This is a genomic window from Erythrobacter sp. S43 (genome assembly GCF_057364955.1).
Window position 1 is genome coordinate 2,159,654 of the sequence record NZ_CP200285.1, and the last position, 20,024, is coordinate 2,179,677.

At 58.5% G+C, this 20,024-nt stretch carries 20 protein-coding genes and 1 pseudogene; 13 read left to right on the plus strand and 8 right to left on the minus strand.

The window, feature by feature from the left end; genetic code table 11:
* Positions 1-2: 2 nt before the first annotated feature.
* Together thrB and ispH are read right to left on the minus strand one after the other, a co-directional pair.
* Complete coding sequence (thrB, locus tag AC0V6K_RS10505; protein WP_472621995.1) at positions 3-980, minus strand: homoserine kinase; 978 nt, start codon at positions 978-980, stop codon at positions 3-5.
* A gap of 13 nt (positions 981-993) precedes the next feature.
* A complete protein-coding gene (gene ispH, locus AC0V6K_RS10510; protein WP_472621997.1) occupies positions 994-1,983 on the minus strand; it encodes a 4-hydroxy-3-methylbut-2-enyl diphosphate reductase in 990 nt (329 codons plus the stop codon).
* 110 nt (positions 1,984-2,093) lie between these two features.
* Between ispH and AC0V6K_RS10515 the strand changes: the two genes are divergently transcribed.
* From AC0V6K_RS10515 to tatC, 9 genes are all read left to right on the plus strand, one after another.
* Entirely contained in the window at positions 2,094-2,744 is a 651-nt protein-coding gene (locus AC0V6K_RS10515; RefSeq protein ID WP_472621999.1) for a hypothetical protein, read from the plus strand.
* Positions 2,745-2,830: 86 nt separating this feature from the next.
* Positions 2,831-4,594 carry an arginine--tRNA ligase gene (argS, locus tag AC0V6K_RS10520; RefSeq protein ID WP_472622001.1) on the plus strand — a complete coding sequence of 588 codons (1,764 nt, stop codon included), beginning with the start codon at positions 2,831-2,833 and terminating at the stop codon, positions 4,592-4,594.
* Positions 4,595-4,645: 51 nt separating this feature from the next.
* A complete protein-coding gene (locus AC0V6K_RS10525) occupies positions 4,646-5,365 on the plus strand; it encodes an SPOR domain-containing protein (protein ID WP_472622003.1) in 720 nt (239 codons plus the stop codon).
* A 120-nt stretch (positions 5,366-5,485) separates the two neighbouring features.
* Positions 5,486-6,508, plus strand: a complete 1,023-nt coding sequence (nagZ, locus tag AC0V6K_RS10530; RefSeq protein WP_472622005.1) for a beta-N-acetylhexosaminidase — start codon at positions 5,486-5,488, stop codon at positions 6,506-6,508.
* A gap of 68 nt (positions 6,509-6,576) precedes the next feature.
* Entirely contained in the window at positions 6,577-7,365 is a 789-nt protein-coding gene (locus AC0V6K_RS10535; protein ID WP_472626114.1) for a segregation and condensation protein A, read from the plus strand.
* Positions 7,366-7,400: 35 nt separating this feature from the next.
* Positions 7,401-8,033, plus strand: a complete 633-nt coding sequence (gene scpB, locus AC0V6K_RS10540; protein ID WP_472626116.1) for an SMC-Scp complex subunit ScpB — start codon at positions 7,401-7,403, stop codon at positions 8,031-8,033.
* A gap of 72 nt (positions 8,034-8,105) precedes the next feature.
* Positions 8,106-8,342 (plus strand): twin-arginine translocase TatA/TatE family subunit, encoded by a 237-nt coding sequence (locus AC0V6K_RS10545; protein ID WP_472622007.1) that lies wholly within the window; start codon positions 8,106-8,108, stop codon positions 8,340-8,342.
* Between the two features lie 53 nt (positions 8,343-8,395).
* Complete coding sequence (tatB, locus tag AC0V6K_RS10550) at positions 8,396-8,830, plus strand: Sec-independent protein translocase protein TatB (RefSeq protein WP_472622009.1); 435 nt, start codon at positions 8,396-8,398, stop codon at positions 8,828-8,830.
* Between the two features lie 9 nt (positions 8,831-8,839).
* Positions 8,840-9,664, plus strand: a complete 825-nt coding sequence (tatC, locus tag AC0V6K_RS10555) for a twin-arginine translocase subunit TatC (protein ID WP_472622011.1) — start codon at positions 8,840-8,842, stop codon at positions 9,662-9,664.
* 195 nt (positions 9,665-9,859) lie between these two features.
* On the opposite strand, the gene AC0V6K_RS10560 is transcribed toward tatC, so the two are convergent.
* From AC0V6K_RS10560 to AC0V6K_RS10570, 3 genes are all read right to left on the minus strand, one after another.
* Complete coding sequence (locus tag AC0V6K_RS10560; RefSeq protein WP_472622013.1) at positions 9,860-10,087, minus strand: hypothetical protein; 228 nt, start codon at positions 10,085-10,087, stop codon at positions 9,860-9,862.
* 334 nt (positions 10,088-10,421) lie between these two features.
* Positions 10,422-12,071 carry an amidohydrolase gene (locus AC0V6K_RS10565; RefSeq protein ID WP_472622015.1) on the minus strand — a complete coding sequence of 550 codons (1,650 nt, stop codon included), beginning with the start codon at positions 12,069-12,071 and terminating at the stop codon, positions 10,422-10,424.
* A 5-nt stretch (positions 12,072-12,076) separates the two neighbouring features.
* Complete coding sequence (locus tag AC0V6K_RS10570) at positions 12,077-12,985, minus strand: NAD(P)-dependent oxidoreductase (RefSeq protein WP_472622017.1); 909 nt, start codon at positions 12,983-12,985, stop codon at positions 12,077-12,079.
* A gap of 97 nt (positions 12,986-13,082) precedes the next feature.
* On the opposite strand from AC0V6K_RS10570, the gene AC0V6K_RS10575 reads away from it, so the two are divergent.
* Positions 13,083-14,348, plus strand: coding sequence for a threonine ammonia-lyase (locus AC0V6K_RS10575; RefSeq protein WP_472622019.1), 1,266 nt, complete (start codon positions 13,083-13,085; stop codon positions 14,346-14,348).
* Between the two features lie 218 nt (positions 14,349-14,566).
* Positions 14,567-15,413, plus strand: a pseudogene (locus tag AC0V6K_RS10580) (arginyltransferase).
* Here AC0V6K_RS10580 and AC0V6K_RS10585 read toward each other — a convergent pair.
* The gene (locus AC0V6K_RS10585) at positions 15,410-15,919 is read right to left on the minus strand and encodes a lysozyme (RefSeq protein ID WP_486172693.1); all 510 of its coding nucleotides are present in this window, start codon (positions 15,917-15,919) and stop codon (positions 15,410-15,412) included. The pseudogene AC0V6K_RS10580 and the gene AC0V6K_RS10585 sit on opposite strands and share 4 nt — an antisense overlap.
* 510 nt (positions 15,920-16,429) lie before the next feature.
* Here AC0V6K_RS10585 and AC0V6K_RS10590 point away from each other — a divergent pair.
* Positions 16,430-17,332 carry an OmpA family protein gene (locus tag AC0V6K_RS10590; protein ID WP_472622023.1) on the plus strand — a complete coding sequence of 301 codons (903 nt, stop codon included), beginning with the start codon at positions 16,430-16,432 and terminating at the stop codon, positions 17,330-17,332.
* Between the two features lie 99 nt (positions 17,333-17,431).
* Positions 17,432-17,974, plus strand: a complete 543-nt coding sequence (locus tag AC0V6K_RS10595; protein ID WP_472622025.1) for a DUF4287 domain-containing protein — start codon at positions 17,432-17,434, stop codon at positions 17,972-17,974.
* 75 nt (positions 17,975-18,049) lie between these two features.
* On the opposite strand, the gene glnA is transcribed toward AC0V6K_RS10595, so the two are convergent.
* The gene (glnA, locus tag AC0V6K_RS10600; protein ID WP_472622027.1) at positions 18,050-19,459 is read right to left on the minus strand and encodes a type I glutamate--ammonia ligase; all 1,410 of its coding nucleotides are present in this window, start codon (positions 19,457-19,459) and stop codon (positions 18,050-18,052) included.
* Between the two features lie 80 nt (positions 19,460-19,539).
* Positions 19,540-19,878, minus strand: a complete 339-nt coding sequence (locus tag AC0V6K_RS10605; protein ID WP_472622029.1) for a P-II family nitrogen regulator — start codon at positions 19,876-19,878, stop codon at positions 19,540-19,542.
* Positions 19,879-20,024 lie beyond the last annotated feature (146 nt).

Here is a 20,024-nt window from a genome sequence, read left to right on the forward strand (position 1 = left end):
GCTTAGTCCTTGCCGCTCAAACGCTGTTTCGCAAACACTTCTTCCGCGTTTTTGTCGTAAAAGTCCCAGCGTGACACGAACTGCAATGGGTCCTTGCGCGTCACCAAAGCATCGTCGGGAGTATCAAGCCAGTCCTCGGCACGGCTGGCGACAAAGCGCAGCGTTGCCCCTTTGGCGATTGCGGGCAGGAGAGCGCGCTCTTGCTCAGTCAACTCGCGGACCGTTTCGTATCCTTCAAGCAGCGCTGCGCCCACATCGGGCCTGTATGCGTTGCTGGAATCAAAACTCCAGGCCGCGTGCGTCGTGGCAAGATCCAGCGCCATTGCCCCGGTGCAGGCAAAGTAGAAGTCAATCAGCCCGCTAACCTGATTGCCGAGCATCAGGACATTGTCCGGAAACAGATCGGCATGGATGTTCGCTTGGGGGAGCGATGAGAGGTCAATGTCCGCCGCTGTGCGCGCCGGCCCTAACACAGAGGGTAGCTCGGCGTTGATCGATGCGAGCCCCGCTTCACCGCATGCCTCAAGCACGCGAAGATTGTCTTCAAACCCCATCGTGTTGGCTCGCGACAGGCCATAATCTCCACTCGCGAGATGCAGGTGCGCCAGAACTGCGCCGACCGCGTGTGCTTGCGCGGCCGTAGGTTGGGTCGGGGAAACCCCCGGAAGGAATTCGATCAGCGCCACCGCCTTGCCATTGACCATGCGGAACGCGGCGCCCTCGCGGTCATGAATCGTGCGCGGAACCGGGCAGTTTTTTGCTGACAGATGATCGAGGAGGCCAAGGAAATAAGGCAGGTCGGCAAGGTCAATGCGCCGCTCGTACATCGTCAGGATGTACCGTCCCGCACTCGTTTCGATCAGCCAGTTCGAGTTGGATACGCCTTCAGCAATACCTTTGGCAGAGACAAGCTCGCCGACATCGTAATGCGCGATCAAAGCGCCAAGCTCTTCTGCGCCAAGATGGGTGTAAACCGCCATTTTGCGCGCTTTCTTACTCGGTCAATTGGCGCGGCAGCTTGAACACCATCTTTTCTTCGGTGTGCGTGATTTCGCGCTCGTTCAGAGGGCGCAGCGCCGCCAGGGCATCCACCACTTCGCGGACCAAAACCTCTGGGGCAGAAGCACCCGCAGTCAGGCCGATCGTCTCGATACCGTCAACCCACGATGGATCGATCTCGTCTGCGCGCTGGATCAGTTTGCCCGGTGTGCCCAGCCGTTCGGCCACCTCGACCAAACGTAGCGAGTTCGATGAATTGGGCGCACCGACCACCAGCACCAGATCACAATCACGCGCCAGTTCTTTCACCGCAGCCTGACGGTTTGAGGTTGCATAACAGATGTCTTCCGCCTTGGGCCCGCGAATGTTCGGATAACGCCATTCCAGCGCGTCTATCACTTCGCGGGTGTCATCGACCGAAAGAGTGGTCTGCGTAAGGTAGGCGAGTGGCTCGTCGCTATCGAAAGGGAGCTTGTCCACGTCCTCGATATTTTCGACCAGAGTCATCTGACCCGGTTCGACCTGACCCATTGTGCCGATCACTTCGGGATGGCCCTCGTGACCGATAAAGATGATGTGACGCCCTTTTTCCAGCTGGCGTTCTGCCTGGCGGTGCACCTTCGATACAAGCGGGCATGTCGCATCGACATAGATCATGTTGCGACGCTCTGCCTCGGCAGGCACCGATTTGGGCACACCATGCGCGCTGAACACAACCGGCGCGTCGGTTGGAACTTCATCAAGCTCTTTGACGAAGATTGCGCCTTTGGCTTTCAGCCCTTCGACCACATATTTGTTGTGGACGATTTCATGCCGGACATAGACCGGTGCGCCGTACCTTTCGAGCGCTTTTTCTACGATCTCGATCGCCCGATCTACCCCTGCGCAAAAGCCGCGTGGGGCTGCGATAAGCAGATTGAGAGGCGGGCGCTCGGCGGTGGTCGCACCACCATCCGCTTGCGAATTTGGAAATGAGGCGTTCATGTGGTTGCATCTAGCGCTTTGCGACGCGTCTCGCTAGGGCGAGCAAGCACATGCAGCGGAATTGGATCAACGCTGCGTTTTGAATTGATCGAATATTGAGGACGGCCTTGATGAAATTGCGCACTCGTACCCTTGGCGCTCTTACCGCTGCTGCCGCATTGGCAGGCTGCGCGCAGACCGGCGAACTGGTTGTGAACCAGGGCGTTGGTATCACATCGGTGCTGACCACATGCCCGACTGTGGGCATCCCTGATTATCTTGGTGACATGACCCTGTTCCGTGGCGCGGGCAATCCGACGCTTGGCAATTTGGATGTGTCGGCTTCGATGACCAATCTTCGCTCATCATGCGATGACACGGGCGCGAAAGTGTACAGCGAGGCCACATTTGATGTGCATGCTCGCCGTGCGGATACGTCCGGTGCACGTACGGTCACGCTACCATACTTTGTGACCGTCCTGCAGGGCGGCCGCGCTGTTGTGACCAAGCGCTTGGGTGAGCTCACGCTGACCTTTGCCGACGGTGAAGCGCGCGCAAGTGCAAGCGGCAAAGCCGGGTCATTCGTCGATCGCGCTGCCGCATCGCTTCCCGAAGACATTCGTGAACGCATCACCAAGCGACGACGCCCCGGAGACCCCGAGGCCGCGCTTGATCCGCTGGCCAATCCCGAGGTGAAGGCCGCAATTGCGCGCACGCGCTTCGAGATGCTCGTGGGTTTCCAGCTGACCGAAGCACAACTCGCTTACAACGCGACGCGTTAAGCGAACCCTTGAAAAAATTGTGACTCCCCGCAAAGGCGGGGTCATGGAACAAGGAGGCCTCTGCTTTTGCGGAGGCGCACTGATTTATGTCCGAGACACAGACTCTCTACGCCGCATACACGGCGAAAATCGAAACCGCTCTTCAGGCGTTGGTCGCTGAGGGAACGCTGCCGGAAGGCACGTCCTTTGCCAATGTGACGCTGGAGCCGCCGCGCGATGCGGCGCATGGCGACCTGGCAACCAATGCAGCGATGGTGCTGGCCAAGCCTGCGAAGACCAATCCGCGCGCTTTGGCTGAAGCGATTGCAGCCAAGCTTGAAGCGGAACCAACCATTGCCAGCGCGGAGATCGCGGGGCCGGGCTTTATTAATCTGCGCCTTGATCCATCGGCATGGCTGGGCGAACTTCAGAACATCCCCGCATTGGGTGACGAGTATGGCCGCACGGCGATGGGCGAGGGCACTTCGGTCAATGTCGAGTATGTCTCAGCCAACCCCACCGGCCCCATGCATATGGGCCATTGCCGCGGCGCGGTGGTCGGCGATGCGCTTGCCAATCTGCTCGAATTTGCCGGGCATGACGTGACGCGCGAATACTACATCAACGATGCAGGCGGTCAGGTCGATACGCTCGCCCGCTCGGCGCATTTGCGTTATCGCGAGGCATTGGGCGAGGATATCGGTGAGATTCCCGAGGGACTATATCCCGGCGACTATCTGGTCCCAGTGGGCAAGGCGCTGGCCGAGAAATTCGGCGATCAGTACGCCGCCGCTGACGAAGGCGAATGGCTGATTACCTTCCGCAATGAAGCGGTCGATCAGATGATGGAAGTCATCAAGTCTGATCTCGCTCTGCTCAACATCCACCACGATGTGTTCGCTTCCGAGGCAGCTTTGCATGCAGCGGGTAAGCCGGATGAAGCCGAAGCGTGGCTGCGCGCACACGATCTGGTTTATGACGGCGTGCTGGAAGCGCCCAAAGGCAAGGCCCCACCAGAGGATTGGGAGCCGGTGGAACTGCCGTTATTCCGCTCGACAAAGTTCGGTGACGATCAGGACAGGCCGATCAAGAAATCGAACGGTGCCTGGACCTATTTCGGAGCGGATCTCGCCTATCACATGCAGAAGGCGGAAAAGGCCGACGCTCTGATCGATATCTGGGGCGCGGACCATGCTGGTACTGTAAAACGGATTAAGGCGGCCGTGGCTGCGCTTTCGGAAGGGAAGGGCGTTCAGACTCCGTTCGACGTGAAGTTGGTCCAGATGGTCCAACTGATGCGCGATGGCGAACCGCTCAAAATGTCCAAGCGCTCGGGGAATTTCGTCACCATCGCTGATATGATCGATGAATTGGGCGACGAAACGGGCAAGGATGTGGTGCGTTTCACCATGCTGACCCGCAAGCCCGAAGCGCAGATGGATTTTGACTTCACCAAGGTGGTCGAAGCGTCGAAGGATAACCCGGTATATTACGTCCAGTATGCGCATGCTCGCCTGCGGCGTTCGGCGCGCAAAGCGGCCGACGAACACGGCATCACGCCTAGCGCAGACGCAATAGGCCAGCTGGGTGACGAGGAAATCGCTCTGATCCGGCGCGCCGCGCAATTCCCGCGTGAGATCGAAGCCGCTGCCAAGGCGCGCGAACCGCATCGGATTGCTTTTTACCTCTACGATTTGGCAGCCGAGCTCCATTCGTTCTACACGTTAGGTAACAAGGACACCGAAAAGCGCTTCATCGTGGAACACGATAAGGGTTTGTCCGGCGCAAGGCTTTTCCTCGGAGACGCAATCGGGCAGGTGATCCGCAATGGGCTTCGCGTGCTTGGCGTTGAAGCCGTTGAATCAATGTAAGGGACGCGTTGCCGGTTATGCAGCGCGGCTAACAAGGACGCGGGGTCAGCCATGATCGAAGGTGATAACGACGCGATTGAAGAGATCGAGAATGCCGAAGGCGAGCTTGATCTGAGCGAAGATGACAGCCTGCCGTGGCTTGAGTCCGATGAGGACGAGGACACGGGTGGTTTTGATTGGGTGCAGTTTGGCGGCTTTTTCGTGATCCTGCTCGCGCTGCTCGGCGCGATGGTCGGCGGCATCTGGTATCTTAGCAAGGGTGCGAACGACTCCGAGGTCGTCGCCGATGGCAGCACGATCGAGGCGCCCGACGGCCCATACAAAGTGAAGCCCAAGGACCCCGGCGGCAAGGAATTCGAAGGCACCGGCAATGTCGCTCCGGGTGTTGGCGAAGGCCAGACCACCGACGGTAAAATGGCCGATAAGAGCGATGGCGACGGGGACGAAGGCTCCAGCGGCGCGCAGGCGAGTGGCGGCTCTGATGGTGCTGGCTCGAATGGTTCAAGCGGTTCACAGCAGGCATCCTCGAGCAGCGGCGGCGTCGGCGTGCAGGTCGGCGCCTATGGCAGCGAAAAGCGTGCTCAGCAGGGTTGGGCCACTTTGACCGCGAGCAGCGCCGCTTTGGAAGGTGTCCGCTATCGCATCGTGAAGGGTCAGGCCGACATCGGCACTGTCTATCGCCTGCAAGCGGTCGCCAGCGACCGTGCTACGGCAGACAAGCTGTGTAACGCTTTGAAGGCCGACGGATTGCCTTGTCAGGTCAAACCCTGATCCATTTCAGGACGGGTCAAACCAAGCGCACCGCCTTATCCGCGCGTTTTCCCCACGAATCCGCGCGGGATGAGCGGCTTATTGCTTGCCTGAAAAGAGCCTGCCTGCGAGAGTTTCGCCATGGTTCCGGCAATTTTCGGATGTTCTGGCCCCTCTCTGACGGCCGATGAGCGCGCATTCTTCCGCGAGGCTGATCCGGCGGGCTACATCCTGTTTGGTCGCAATTGCGAGACTCCGGAACAATTGCGCGCGCTGACCGATGAGCTGCGCGAATTACATGGGCGCGAACGCCTGCTCATTTCGATCGATCAAGAGGGCGGACGGGTAGCGCGCCTGCGTCCGCCGCACTGGTCTCCTTACCCGTCGGGCGAGGCCTTCGATCTGCTGTACAAAGTCGCACCGGCAAGCGCGATTGAGGCAGCGCGGGTAAACGCCCGCGCAATGGCGCTTGAACTCTCCGCAATGGGTATAAACGTCACTTATCATCCACCGCTGGATGTTCGCCAACCGGGCGCTACTGACGCAATTGGCGATCGCTCTTTGGGCAGCGATCCGATGCAGGTTGCCGCGATTGGCCGGGCCATATTGGACGGGCTTTCCGATGGCGGTGTCACTGGCTGCGTCAAACATATGCCGGGTCACGGCCGCGCTCTGGTCGACTCGCATAAGGAAATGCCGCGCGTCGAGGCCAGTGTGGAGGATCTGGAGCAAGATATCGCACCGTTCCGCGCGCTGAATTCCGCGACCATCGGCATGACTGCGCACCTGCTGTTCCCCGTCTGGGATGCGGAGAATCCCGCTACGCTCTCGAGCACGATCATCAAAGACATCATTCGTGGTGAGATCGGCTTTGAAGGCCTGCTGCTGACCGACGATATCGATATGCAAGCGCTCGATGGCACGATCCCCGAACGCTCTGTCGCGGCTCATGCGGCTGGCTGTGATATCATCCTGAATTGCTGGGCAAAGATGGATGACATGAAGGGTGTTTGCGATGTTCTGCCGGCCATGAGTGATGCGGTCGCTGCCAAGCTGGATGCTGCTCTTGAAGGCACCAGCATCGCGGATGCCATCCCCGACGAGCAGCCGCAGCTCTTGGCCAAGCGCGACGCGCTGCTAGAGCTCGCTGGAGACGCCGGATGAGTGCTTCGACTGAAGACGGCTTCATGCTGACGGGTGAAGCAGCTGGCGCGAGCGAGCCAACCGCTGAGATGCCCGAAAGCTGGCCTGCGGATGATGCCGCACGGCGCGGCGCGCGGTCTGTCGAGGACAAACTCTATCTGGAGCTGGACGGGTGGGAAGGCCCGCTAGACCTGCTGCTAGACCTGTCGCGCCGTCAGAAGGTCGATCTGCGACAGATTTCGATCCTCGCTCTGGTCGATCAATATCTCGACTATATCGAGCGTGCTGAAGCCCTGAGGCTTGAGCTGGCGGCAGACTACCTCGTCATGGCAGCGTGGCTTGCTTACCTGAAGTCCGCGTTGCTGCTTCCCAAGGAAGAACAGGAAGATCCAAGCCCCGAAGAACTCGCATTGCGCCTGCAATTGCGGCTTCAGCGCTTGGGCGCGATGCGCGAGTCGGCGGCCCGCCTGATGGCGCGCGACCGGATTGGGCGTGATATCTTCCTGCGCGGCAAACCAGAGGGGCTGCGGATTGACCGCAAGACCTTGTGGAAGTCCGATGCCTATTCGCTGATCCAGGCCTATGGACAGGTGAAGGCCCGGACTGCGCCGCGCATTTATCAAGTGGCTGATCGGCCAGTAATGACGCTCGACAGCGCGCTGGACCGTGTCTCCGCCATGCTGGGCGTCACACTCGATTGGATGGATATTCGCGACTTCCTACCCCCGCGCGCCGAACCTGCGCTGCGCAAATCGGCACTCGCTTCCAGCTTCGTCGCAGCACTGGAACTGGCGCGGCTGGGCAAGGCCGAGCTGGATCAGGAGGCAGCGTTCGAGCCGCTGCGCATCCGGCGAGTGAAAGAGGCAGCAAAAGCGTGACTGAAGAAACTGCGTCAGAGCAGCCCCAGCCGGACATGGCTCCTGACGCGATCGAGCGCGCGCTGGAGGCGACTTTGTTTGCGGCCGAGGAGCCGATGGCTGTGGATGCTCTTGCCAAGCATCTGGGCAATCTCGACAATGCGAGCGTTCGCGAAGGGTTAAAGGCGCTGGCAGAGCACTATTCCACCCGCGGTGTTCATCTGGTTGAACGCGGCAAGCGCTGGCATTTCGAGACCGCTCCGGATCAGGCGCATCTGCTACGCACGGAGCGTGAACAGGTCCGCCGATTGAGCCGTGCGGCGACTGAGGTGCTTGCCATCATCGCCTATCACGAGCCGGTCAGCCGTGCGGAGATCGAGTCGATCCGCGGTGTGCAGACCAGTTCGGGCACACTCGATGTCCTGATGGAGGCAGGCTGGATAAAGCTGGCAGGCCGCCGCGAAGTGCCGGGCCGCCCGGTCATCTACGCCACAACGCCAGAATTCCTCGATCACTTCGGCCTCGGTTCTCGCCGCGATTTACCTGGTATTGATGAGCTGCGTGCCACCGGTCTGCTTGATCCGGTCGATGATGCCTTTGAAGAGGCAATGGATGCGGCAGGAACGCAGGATGACGGTGAAGGTGACGAGGGTGATCAGGGCGAGTGTGAAGCGGAACCTGACGCCTGATTGATAGAGCGCTGGCACAACCGCTCGACAGCGCCTATATAGATGTAAAGCAATTTTGAGAGAGACTTCGCAATGGGCGGTATCGGTATCTGGCAAATCCTCATCGTAGCACTGGTCGTGCTGGTCCTGTTCGGACGCGGGAAGATCTCGGAGATGATGGGCGATTTCGGTAAGGGCATTTCAAGCTTCAAGAAGGGTATGACTGAAGAGGTGGATGATACACCCGCGGCCAAAGCCCAGATCGAAGCGCCTGCGAAAGAAGCCACCACCGAGACCAAGACCGGCGAGAAGACCGACTCCGCCAATTGATCTCACCAGCTTCGCGCCACATGTGTACGCGACAGCTGAGATAAAGGTCCGCGATGTTCGATATCGGCGCAGCTGAATTACTGGTCATTGTGATCGTCGCGATCCTTGTGATCGGGCCGAAAGACATGCCGCTCGCCATGCGCACCGCTGGCCGCTGGATCGGCAAGATCCGCAAGGTATCCTCACACTTCCGCACCGGCGTTGATGCGATGGTGCGCGAGGCCGAATTGGAGGATCTTGAGAAAAAGTGGAAAGCGCAGAACGACGAGATCATGCGCAAAACCGCTGGCATGTCTGAGGCCGAGATGGACCAGATGCGTGGACCTCCACCGTCCGGCGATCCTTTGGGCGGCCCTGACGACAGTCCGGCTGATCATGGGTTGGATATCCCTTCGGCTTCGGCAGAGGCAGCCGAGCCTGCGCCGGTTGCCCAGCCCCAACCAACCACGCCAAAACCCGCAACCCCGCCTAAGGCGGATGAGGAGTAGGCGCAGGGCATGGCATTCGAGATCAAAGACATCGACGAATCGCGCGCTCCGCTGCTCGATCATCTGATCGAGTTACGCGGGCGATTGGTGCGCTGTGTGCTCGCGCTGGCGGTTGGCTTCGGGATCTGCCTTTACTTCGCTGACCCTATCCTCGGATTTCTGGTCCAGCCGCTCAAGGATGCCTTTCCTGAGGGCGAGGGGCAGTTGATTTTCACCAAGCTACCGGAGCTGTTCTTCGTAGATTTGAAAGTCGCTTTGTTCGCCGGCTTTATGGTCAGCTTTCCGATCATCGCGAACCAGTTATGGGCGTTCGTCGCTCCGGGACTTTATGCCAAAGAAAAACGCGCGTTTCTGCCTTTTCTGATCGCGACGCCAGTGCTGTTTATTGGTGGTGCATCGCTTGCGTACTTCGTCGTGATGCCAACCGCGTTCCGCTTCTTTCTCGGATTCGGAGGTGATGCTGGTGGGCTGGACGTGGAAGCGCTGCCGGCGGCCGGAGAATACCTCAATCTCGTGATGCAGTTCATTCTGGCATTTGGTGTCACATTCCTTTTGCCGGTTCTGCTTATGCTTCTGCATAGAGCCGGGATTGTGACGCGCGAGCAGCTTGCAGGCGCTCGGCGTTACGTGATCGTAGGGGTGGTGGCGTTGGCGGCAATTGTGACCCCGCCGGACCCAGGCTCTCAACTGATCCTGGCTGTGCCCTTGCTAGTATTGTTTGAGGGGTCGCTTTTCCTGATGCGTTTTCAGGAGGCGAAGGTCGACAAGTCTGACACCGAAGCGGAGCCCGAGGGTGAGGCGCAGATCACTGATGAGACCGCGCCAAGCGAATAGCCATCGCAAATCGACGCTCAACTAATCGTGACACTATTGGCACTCTTGCAACGCTTCAGCCAATGGGCTCCTGGCCTAGAAGAGCGAAGCGCTTTCCTTTTTTCCCTCACCGCCCAAAACAATCTCGCCTCTGAACCGCAGACAAAAAAAGGGCCCCGTAAACGGAGCCCTTTTGAAACTGGTTTTGGTCCGACCTTAGGGGCTGACCGCATCGTCGTCGTCGTCGCTTGCAGCGATGATGATACCGGCGATGATTGCAGCAGCAGCACCGATGGCGATGATTACGCCAGTGCCGTTGCCTTCGCCGCCAAGAGCTTCACCTTCAACAGGAGCGCTGGCGCGCTCAAGCGAAGCTTCTGCGACTGCTGGTGCGGCAGCGAGCGAAACAGCTGCGGTTGCCAGAGCGATTGTACGGAATGCCATTTTTTCGTCTCCTATGAGCTCTTTTATTAACTTTAATCGCCCTTCGTTTAAGTCATTTGGCGATTTGTGACAACCCCTTTTCTCAGAACAATCTCATCTGACGGGGCAAAAAATCCTATTGAATACCAATGCATTGCAAAGAGAGTGGCCATTTTGCATCGCTTTTCTCAGCCAATCGGCTCATCGTATTTGTGCAACTGCACAACGAACGGTGTCCGATTCCCAAAAGAATCACTCAACTCAACGGTTTCGGTATATCCCTTTCACTCCAATGCCTTTGCAGCACATTCATGACCAAATGATGAATGCCGAAAAAGCAGAGAATGTGATTGGCTCAGGGTTTGAAAGCGCGCTTTCCGCCAACCCATACGTCCAAGATCTGCGTTTCCCTGATATCGCCGGGTGATGCGAGCATGGGATCGCGGTCCACCAAGATGAAATCGGCGCGCTCGCCGGGAAGCAGCCTTCCGAACCGACCGTCTGCGAACCCAGCGTAAGCGGCGTCGGCCGTGAAGGCTTTGATTGCAGCTCCGCGATTGATTGTTTCCTGAGCACGCCAACCACCAAAGGGCTGCCCGTTTGCGTCCGTACGGCTGATTGCCACTGCAATTCCGGCAAAGGCGTCAGCGGGCTCAACTGGCGCGTCCGATCCAAACGCGAGCCGTCCACCGGCATTGAGGATACTCCGCCAAGCATAGGCACCGCCCAACCGGTCAGGCCCAAGTCGCGCTTCCGCCATCGTCCGGTCGGATGTCTGGTGAAGTGGTTGCATTGAGGCGATGATGCCGTTCTTTCCGAACTTCTCCAGATCAGCGGGATCGACGATTTGTGCATGCTCGATCCGCCAGCGGTGATCGCCCTCATAACTGTCTGACAAATCGGCAATTGCGTTGAGCACATCGGCGTTTGCCGCATCGCCGATTGCGTGGATTGCGGTCTGAAACTTGTCGAGCGTCGCGCGGCTCATAAGGTTGCGCAACTGTGCCGGCGTGAGCAAAGGCAGTCCGCGCGTATCTGGTTGATCCTCATAAGGTTCCTTCAGAATAGCCCCGCGTGAACCGAGCGCGCCGTCCAGATACAGCTTGATCCCGTTAAGTCGCAGCTTGTCGTCATACAACCACGGTGTAGGGCGCGGTCCTCCGATCAGAACCATGGATTCGATGCTGTTCGCGTATGACATTATGCGGATCTTGAGCTGGCCCAGATCGCCCGCACGGCGGAAGGTCTGCCAATCCTCGATCGGCGTGCCCATATCGGCGACCGCGGTGATGCCATTCGCGAGCAAACGCTCCTGCGCTTTCTGGAAGGCTGCGTCGCGATCCTTTGCACGCGGCTCAGGGACGAACTTCCCTACCAGCGGGATCGCATTGTCAACGAAGATGCCCGTCGGGTTGCCCGAAGCGTCGCGGATGATACGTCCGCCGTCGACATCCTTTGTTTGTGCGTTGACGCCTGCAATCTTCATCGCGGCGCTGTTGGCCCAGTTTGCGTGGTTGTCCGCCCGTTCAAGCCATACCGGTTTGTCCGGAACAATCGCGTCCAGCTCGGCGGCAGTCGGGAAACGTCCCAATCCCCACTTTTCCTGGTTCCAGCCGCGCCCGATGATCCATGGGCGACCTTCACCTTCGTTCTCTGCAAAGGCTTTGATCTTCACCAAAGCGTCTTCAAGAGAAGTTGTGTCAGACAGATCGAGCGTCAGCGCGGCGAAGCCGATATCCATGACATGGACATGCGCATCGATCATGCCGGGCAGCATGACCTTTCCTTCCCCATCGAACAGAAAGTCCGTGGTGGGGCGTTCATCGCCGCGCGCCAGCACCTGCGTGATCTTGCCATCATCATCGAAAACCAGACCGGTGAAGCGCTTGACCTCACCCTTCTCATCGATGGTCATGCCATCGACGTTGTCGACCAGTGTGTCAGCCGAAGCGGGCAAGGCGGTGAAAGCAGCCAAAGCTGCGATGGCAGTGGTGAAAAGACGCAAGTGATTTATCCTTGATCGGGTTTGCGTTGTGGAAGGCGAGTGATGAGCGCGCTTGTATCATGGCGTCCACCGCCAGAAGCCTGAACATCGGCGAAAAACTGATCAACCAGGGCGGAGATCGGCGAGGAGAGACCAAGCCGTTTGGCTTCATCAAGCGCATAGCCAAGGTCTTTGCGCATCCAGTCAATTGCAAAACCGAAGTCGAAGGTGCCTTCGGTCATGGTCGCCCAGCGATTGTCCATCTGCCAGCTTTGCGCCGCACCGCCGGATATGGCTTCGTAAGTCTTCTCGAGATCCAGACCAGCGGCTTCCGCCAAGCGGATCGCTTCGGACAGGCCGCCAAGGACGCCTGCGATGCACATTTGATTGGCCATTTTGGCAGTCTGGCCCGCGCCGGTCGGGCCGACATGGACGATGGACTTGGCATAAGCCTGCATCACCGGCTCGGCGCGGGCCATGGCTTCGGCACTGCCGCCGCACATGATCGCGAGCTGGCCATTCTCAGCGCCTGCCTGCCCGCCCGAAACGGGGGCATCGACACATTCGACATGTCGCGCGGCGGCTTCTTCGGCGAGCCTTCGTGCCATATCGGCAGATACTGTCGTGTGATCGACCAGAAGAGAACCGGCGCGCATCGTTTCGAGCACACCGCTTGCTGCTGACGTGACAGAAACCAAGTCTTCGTCATTGCCGACACAGGTGAAGACGATCTCGGCATCTGATGCTGCATCGGCTGGCGTTTCGGCGAAACTGACTTCAAGGCCTTCGCCCGCCCAAACTTCGCGCCACTTTCCGGCACGTTCTGGCGATCGATTGTAAGCCGTGACCCGGTGACCGGCTCGCGCCAGATGCCCCGCCATCGGGCCACCCATGACGCCCAGTCCAATGAAAGCCACATTCTTGAAATCACTCATGGCGCGTGCCCTAATCAGTAAAGCGCGGCTTGCCAACGTGGCAACAAATGCTTCGGGCCGTTGCTCTGCAAAGTCATTGCGCCTAACCCGCCCGCCTATGAGCACTGAAACAGCCTCTGCCGTAACGGCCAGCGAGTCGAAAGCGACCCCAGCCGACCTGACCATCGACGATGTGCGCGCCGCCGCGGCTCGCATCGAAGGCGCGGTTGTCCGCACGCCTATGATGCACTCGATTACGCTGTCAGAGATTACGGGCGCGGAAGTTTGGCTGAAGTTCGAAAACCTTCAGTTCACGGCCGCTTACAAGGAGCGCGGCGCGCTCAATGCGTTGTTGCAGCTGACCGAGGAGCAGAAGCAGCGCGGGGTAATCGCGGCTTCGGCCGGCAATCACTCGCAGGGACTTTCTTATCACGGCACTCGATTGGGCGTGCCAGTCACCATCGTCATGCCTAGCACGACGCCGACTGTGAAAGTGATGCAGACCGAAAGCGTAGGCGGCAACGTGGTGCTCCACGGAGAAACCTTTGATGATGCCGCCGCGCATGCACGTGAGCTTGAGGTGGAGCGCGGGCTGACCTTTGTCCACCCGTTTGATGATCCGCATATTGCTGCGGGTCAGGGCACCGTTGCGCTTGAAATGCTGGACGTGAAGCCGGACCTCGACTGTCTTGTTACGCCGATTGGTGGTGGCGGTTTGATTTCCGGCATGGCTACGGTGGCGCGTGCCATGAACCCTAACATTGAAGTGGTGGGCGTGCAGGCGGGACTCTTCCCCAGCATGTTCTCCAGATTCAAAGGCGAAGATCGTGAGTGCGGTGGCGATACTTTGGCAGAAGGGATCGCGGTCAAGCGCCCGGGGGCCTTCACCAGTAAGGTCATTGGCGAAAAGGTTGATGATATTTTGTTGGTGGATGAGCCAGCGCTCGAAAAGTCGGTCGCGCTGCTTCTTCAGATCGAGAAGACCGTTGTCGAGGGCGCCGGCGCTGCTGGCCTTGCCGCCGTGCTCAGCAATCCGGAGCGGTTTGCAGGCAAGAAGATTGGTCTGGTCCTGTGCGGCGGCAACATCGATACGCGCTTGCTGGCCAACGTGTTGCTTCGCGATCTCGCCCGGCAAGGGCGGCTCGCGCGGCTTCGCGTCACCTTGCAGGATCGCCCCGGTGCGCTGTTCAAAGTCATGCGCCTGTTTGATGCGCACAACGTTAATATCATCGAAATCTACCACCAGCGTATCTTCACCACGCTTCCGGCCAAGGGGCTGATCACCGATATCGAATGCGAGGCGCGCGATGCAAAGCAGGTGGAAGAGTTGGTGACCGCTCTGCGCGACGCCAGGTACGAAGTGCAGCTGGTCGAATTGAACTAAGCGCGACTCGGGTCTGCGTTCTCGAAGGAATTGCACCCTGCTTTGTCCCGATTTGCTCCATTGCGGTGCATTCGGACCCCGTGGCTTGTGCAAACTAAGCCATTATTCACTTTGTTTCATAGTTAAGGGTCTTTTACCGGCACCGATCAGCAGGCATAACATTGTCTTAACAACACGCCGCCGATTCCTTCGTAGCTGACAAGGGCCAAGGTCTTCCTGTGACCGCACCGATCTCGCTTCCCTCGCTTTTTTGTGACCAGCCCTGCGCCGTGCCCGTATTTGCCGGGCAAAGAAGAGCGCAAGGTGTTCACCGAGCTGAAGGGTGCGCATGCGGATCAGCTCAACGAAGCTCTGGGTCGGATCGGTTTCCGCCGCAGCCAGACTGTAGCTTACCGCCCAAGCTGTCTCGATTGTCAGGCTTGCGTTTCGGTCCGCGTGGTGACGCGCGAATTCAAACCGTCGAGCACCCAGAAGCGCGACATGAGACGCAACAGTGATCTGGTGGTGACCGAATGCCGCCCATGGGCAACCGATGAACAGTTTGAATTGCTCGCCAAGTATCTCGGTGTGCGTCATCCCGATGGCGGTATGTCGGCAATGGATGAGCTCGATTACGCAGATATGGTTGAGCACACGCCGGTATCGACGACGTTGGTCGAATATCGCGAGCCGACCGCCGATGGCAGCCAGGGCAAGCTTGTCGGCGCGTGTCTGACAGACCGCCAGGGTGATGGCCTGTCGATGATCTACTCCTTCTATGATCCTGATCACACCGATCGTGCGGGGTTGGGCAACTTCATAATCCTTGATCACATCATGCGCGCCGCTCAGGGCGGACTGCCTTATGTCTATCTCGGCTACTGGGTCGAAGGCAGCCCGCGCATGCAGTACAAGGTGCGGTATCGCCCGCTGGAACGGCTGACCCGTGAAGGGTGGCAACGGATGGACGAGCAGCTCCAGTCCAAGCTGATTGCCGAAGCCACCGCTCCGCGCGGCGAGCGCGGAGCGAATGCCGGTGGCTCGGGCAACAAAGACGGACAACCCGGCAGCTTCAAGCCGGTCTAACTCCGGTACTGCTCCGCTTCTGCGGCGCGCCTTCTCACCAACCCTTTCAGCACCTTGCCGCCCGCCTTGTTCCAGCGTGCAAACTCGGCCGCCGCGCCTTCATAGTCGCCTGCCTTATGCTTCTTGGTCAGCGTCGCACGGCCAATCGCACCGGTATTGTAATGAAAGCTGACCATGGCATCGAATTGGCTTTGCGTGGTCGGGGCCTTTCCCAATGCGCGCTTCACCCCGGCGGTATAGCGTTTCAGATCACGCTCGAGCCGTTTGTCGCACTGTGCCTGCGTCCAGACCGTGCCGCGCGTGATGCGGCCTTTCCCGTTGTAGTCCGGGCCGGTCGCGCCCCAGCCGATGGTCCAAGGATCGCCGCCAGTACCTGGGTCGGGATAGGCCTCCAGCTTGCCATCACGGCGCAAGCGCGCACAGCCCTCGAAGCGTTTGATTAACGCAATGCCCGCTGGACTTACCTTCTTTGGGGTGGGTAACGGCTTAGACTCGGTTCGCCGCACTTTCGGCTCACTTGAACCACATGAGACACTGTCCTGATCCAAAACTTCAGGCTGATTGGTTTGGCTCTGCTCGGGCTGCAGGGGAACGGAGCCGATCGTTTTCAACGATTGGCCAACGGTGCCACGCATCCAATCAAAAATCGCCAGAGGGTTTGAAAATATTACATTTTTCATAGGGGATGTGCCTCGTTTGATTGAAATTGAGGCGGCCCTATTAGGCAGAATTGAGTGCAGTAGGAAAATTCACAGGCGCTTCGAGATACACTTCGCTTCGCCGCATTTGATGCCCTAGCGGACGTTGCTAAGTCCCCGTTAACCCCTTTTATTCATCAATCATCAAGGGTATTCTTAACAAGCCGAGCAACGTGGAGCAGTGCGGACCGGTCGGGTTCACACGGTCCGATTTGTTCCGCAAGTGGGGCCTTGAATAACGTTCATGTGATGACAGGGGACGGTCAGAACGCCGGTCACATGCGAGGTCGGAAATTGAAGAATTATTGGAGTCGTAAAATGCGTATCACCCCTTTGAAAACGAGCGCGCTGGCGCTGGTAGCAGTTGCCGCCATCCCGGCATCAGGCATCGCCGTAGCGCAAGATGTTCCCCCGCCTGAAGGCGAAGTGCTCACGACGGTGTTGGGTTCACCGCCAACAGATCTTTCGGGTCTGGTTGAAGGCCCGGAAGTTTCCGGCTTCATCTCCGAACGCAATGACAACAAAGTTCGCGTGACCAAAGCCAACGGCGAAACCACGCTGGTATCGATTTCCGACGGCACGGACATCAAAGCAACCGGAGGTTTCCTGGGTGTTTCACGTCAGTCGCTTGGTGCGGAATCGCTTCTCAACGGTCTGGTCGTCAAAGTCGACACCGTCGAATGGGCGGGCCAACTGGTCGCAAGCCGCATCCGCTTCAAAGGCAAAGACCTGAAGACGGCTCAGATGATCCGCAGCGGCACGGCGCAGCAGTTTGATGCGCAGGGCAAGCGCATCACGAAAAACACTGCAGCGACCGAGGCTCTTCGCGGCGCGCTTGGCGATATCGACAAGTACAACATCAAAGCGACGACCAACGTCTATTTCGATGTGAACAAATCGAACCTGACGCCTGAAGCACGCGCTGATCTGTGCACCGCTGCATCGCAGGCAGATTCGATGGACAACTCGCTTCTGCTGGTCGTTGGTTACACCGACTCCAGCGGTAGCTATGAACTGAACCAGGCGCTGAGCGAGAAGCGCGCCGCACGGGTGAAAAACTACCTGCAACAGCAGTGTGGTTGGAAGCCGTGGCGTATGCTGACCCCGACGGGCATGGCTGCGGCTGATCCGCTGGCAGACAACGACACCGCATACGGCAAAGCGCAGAACCGCCGCGTCGCGGTGAACGTTCTGGTGAGCAAGAGCCTCGACGGCATCTGATCACTCACAAGATTTGAACACGAAAGGGCGGGCCGTGAGGCTCGCCCTTTTGCTTTGCGGCATCACGCGTGTAGAGTCTTGGACAAGGGAGGGACAATCATGTCAGACGTAGACAAGCAGCTTGCGACGATGCTTGCGAACTTACCGGAGAAAACCGGCAAGCCGTTGGATGATTGGCTCACGCTAGTCGGCAAAGAGGGCTTGGAAAAGCACGGTCAGATCGTGAAGTTCCTGAAAGGCGAACACGGTGTGACTCATGGTTTTGCCAACCTGATCGCGGCGAAAGCGCTGGAAAGCGATGCGTCCACTGATCCGGTTGCCGAGCAGTACTCGGGCGCGAAGGCCGATCTCAAACCGATCCACGATGCGATTGTCGCTTATGCCAAGGGGCTCGGTGATGATGTCGAAATCGCGCCCAAGAAAACGAGCGTAAGCCTGCGCCGCAAAAAACAGTTCGCGCTGATCACACCTGCGACGAAGACGCGGGTTGATCTGGGGCTAGCGCTCAAAGGAGATGAGCCGGCGGGACGGCTGGAGACTTACAACGCGATGTGCTCACACCGTGTGCGGATCGAGGGCGTTGATGAATTGGATGACGAAGTGCGCGGTTACATTGCCGAGGCGTATTCGCGGGCAGGGTAGCCATCTCATTTTTGCCAAAAGAAAAAGGCCGCCCGGTTTCCCGAGCGGCCCTTTTTATGTCCGTGTGATTCGTGATTATGACGAGTAATACATGTCGAACTCGACCGGGGCAGGCGTCGTTTCGAGGCGCAGCTGCTCTTCCCACTTGAGTTCGGCGTAAGCTTCGATCTGATCGACCGAGAACACGTCGCCCTTGAGCAGGAACTCGTGATCTTCTTCCAGAGCTTCGAGCGCTTCGCGAAGCGAACCGGCAACGGTCGGAACTTCGGCGAGCTCTGCCGGCGGCAGATCGTAGAGGTTCTTGTCCATGGCTTCGCCCGGGTGGATCTTGTTCTCGATCCCGTCGAGACCAGCCATAAGCAGCGCCGAGAAAGCGAGATACGGGTTGGCCAGAGCATCCGGGAAACGGAACTCGACGCGCTTGGCTTTCTCGCCAGCGCCATACGGGATACGGCACGATGCGGAACGGTTACGCGCTGAGTAAGCGAGCAGAACCGGAGCCTCGAAGCCCGGCACCAGACGCTTGTACGAGTTGGTCGTCGCGTTGGTGAAAGCGTTGATGGCTTTAGCGTGCTTGATCACACCGCCAATGTAATGGAGGCAGGTTTCCGAAAGACCGGCATACTCATTGCCAGCGAAGGTCGGCTTGCCATCTTTCCAGATCGACATGTGGCTGTGCATGCCCGAACCGTTATCTTCTTTGATAGGCTTCGGCATGAAGGTCGCGGTTTTGCCGTAAGCGTGCGCGACTTGCTGAACCACATACTTGTAAACCTGCACTTGGTCGGCTGCGCGGGTCAGCGAGCTGAAGGTGATGCCTAGTTCGTGCTGGGCAGCGGCCACCTCGTGGTGGTGCTTATCCATATTGAGGCCCATTTCCATCATTGTGGCGACCATTTCGCCGCGGATGTCCATGGCGCTGTCAACCGGCGCGACGGGGAAGTAACCGCCCTTGGCACGCGGGCGGTGGCCCATATTGCCCATTTCGTATTCTTTGCCGGTGTTGGTCGGCAGTTCGATGTCGTCGATGGCGTAGCCCGAACCGGCATAGCCGTCTTCGAAGCGCACGTCGTCGAACATGAAGAACTCCGGCTCTGGGCCGACATAGACGGTGTCACCGATGCCGGTCGAAGCAAGATAAGCTTCGGCGCGGGTCGCGGTCGAACGCGGGTCGCGCGAATAAAGCTGACCGTCCGAAGGCTCGACGATGTTACAGAACAGCGAGAGCATCGGCGTTGCGCTGAACGGATCGATGTAAGCGGCATCCATGTCCGGCTTCAGGATCATGTCGGATTCGTTGATGGTCTTCCAACCTTCGATCGAAGAGCCGTCAAACATCAGGCCGTCTTCAAGCGCGTCTTCGTCCATGACGGAGGCGGCCATGGTGAGGTGCTGCCACTTACCCTTCGGATCGGTGAAACGCAGATCAACCCATTCGATTTCCTCGTCCTTGATCTGTTTCAGGACGTCCTTGGTGCTTGCCATTTTGGTATTGCCTCCAGTTGAGAGTTCTTAAAAGTTGTGCTCGCAGCGTTGCGAGCGTGAGAGGGTAATTTGTACTTGCGTCAGATCGCGTCGCCGTCGGTCTCACCGGTGCGGATGCGAAGAGCGCTTTCGATTGCGGTCACGAAGATTTTGCCGTCGCCGATGCGGCCGGTTTGCGCAGCTGCAGCAACCGCTTCAACCACACGCTCTGCCTGATCATCTTCGACGACCACTTCGAGCTTAACCTTCGGCAGGAAATCGACGACATATTCAGCGCCGCGATACAACTCCGTATGACCTTTCTGGCGGCCGAAACCGCGAGCTTCGGTGACGGTGATACCGGAGACACCAATCTCGTGGAGCGACTCCTTCACTTCATCGAGTTTGAAGGGCTTGATGATCGCTTCGATCTTCTTCACGTGAAATCCGTCCTCTTGGGCCCGTTTTTGGTCTAATTCTTGACGAAACCCTAACAAGAATCGTGCCAAGAGATTGGAGCTTTTGAGCCAGTTTGTGACCCCACGCATTGATCAAACGCAACGAGTCGCAACTGGTGCCAAGCGAA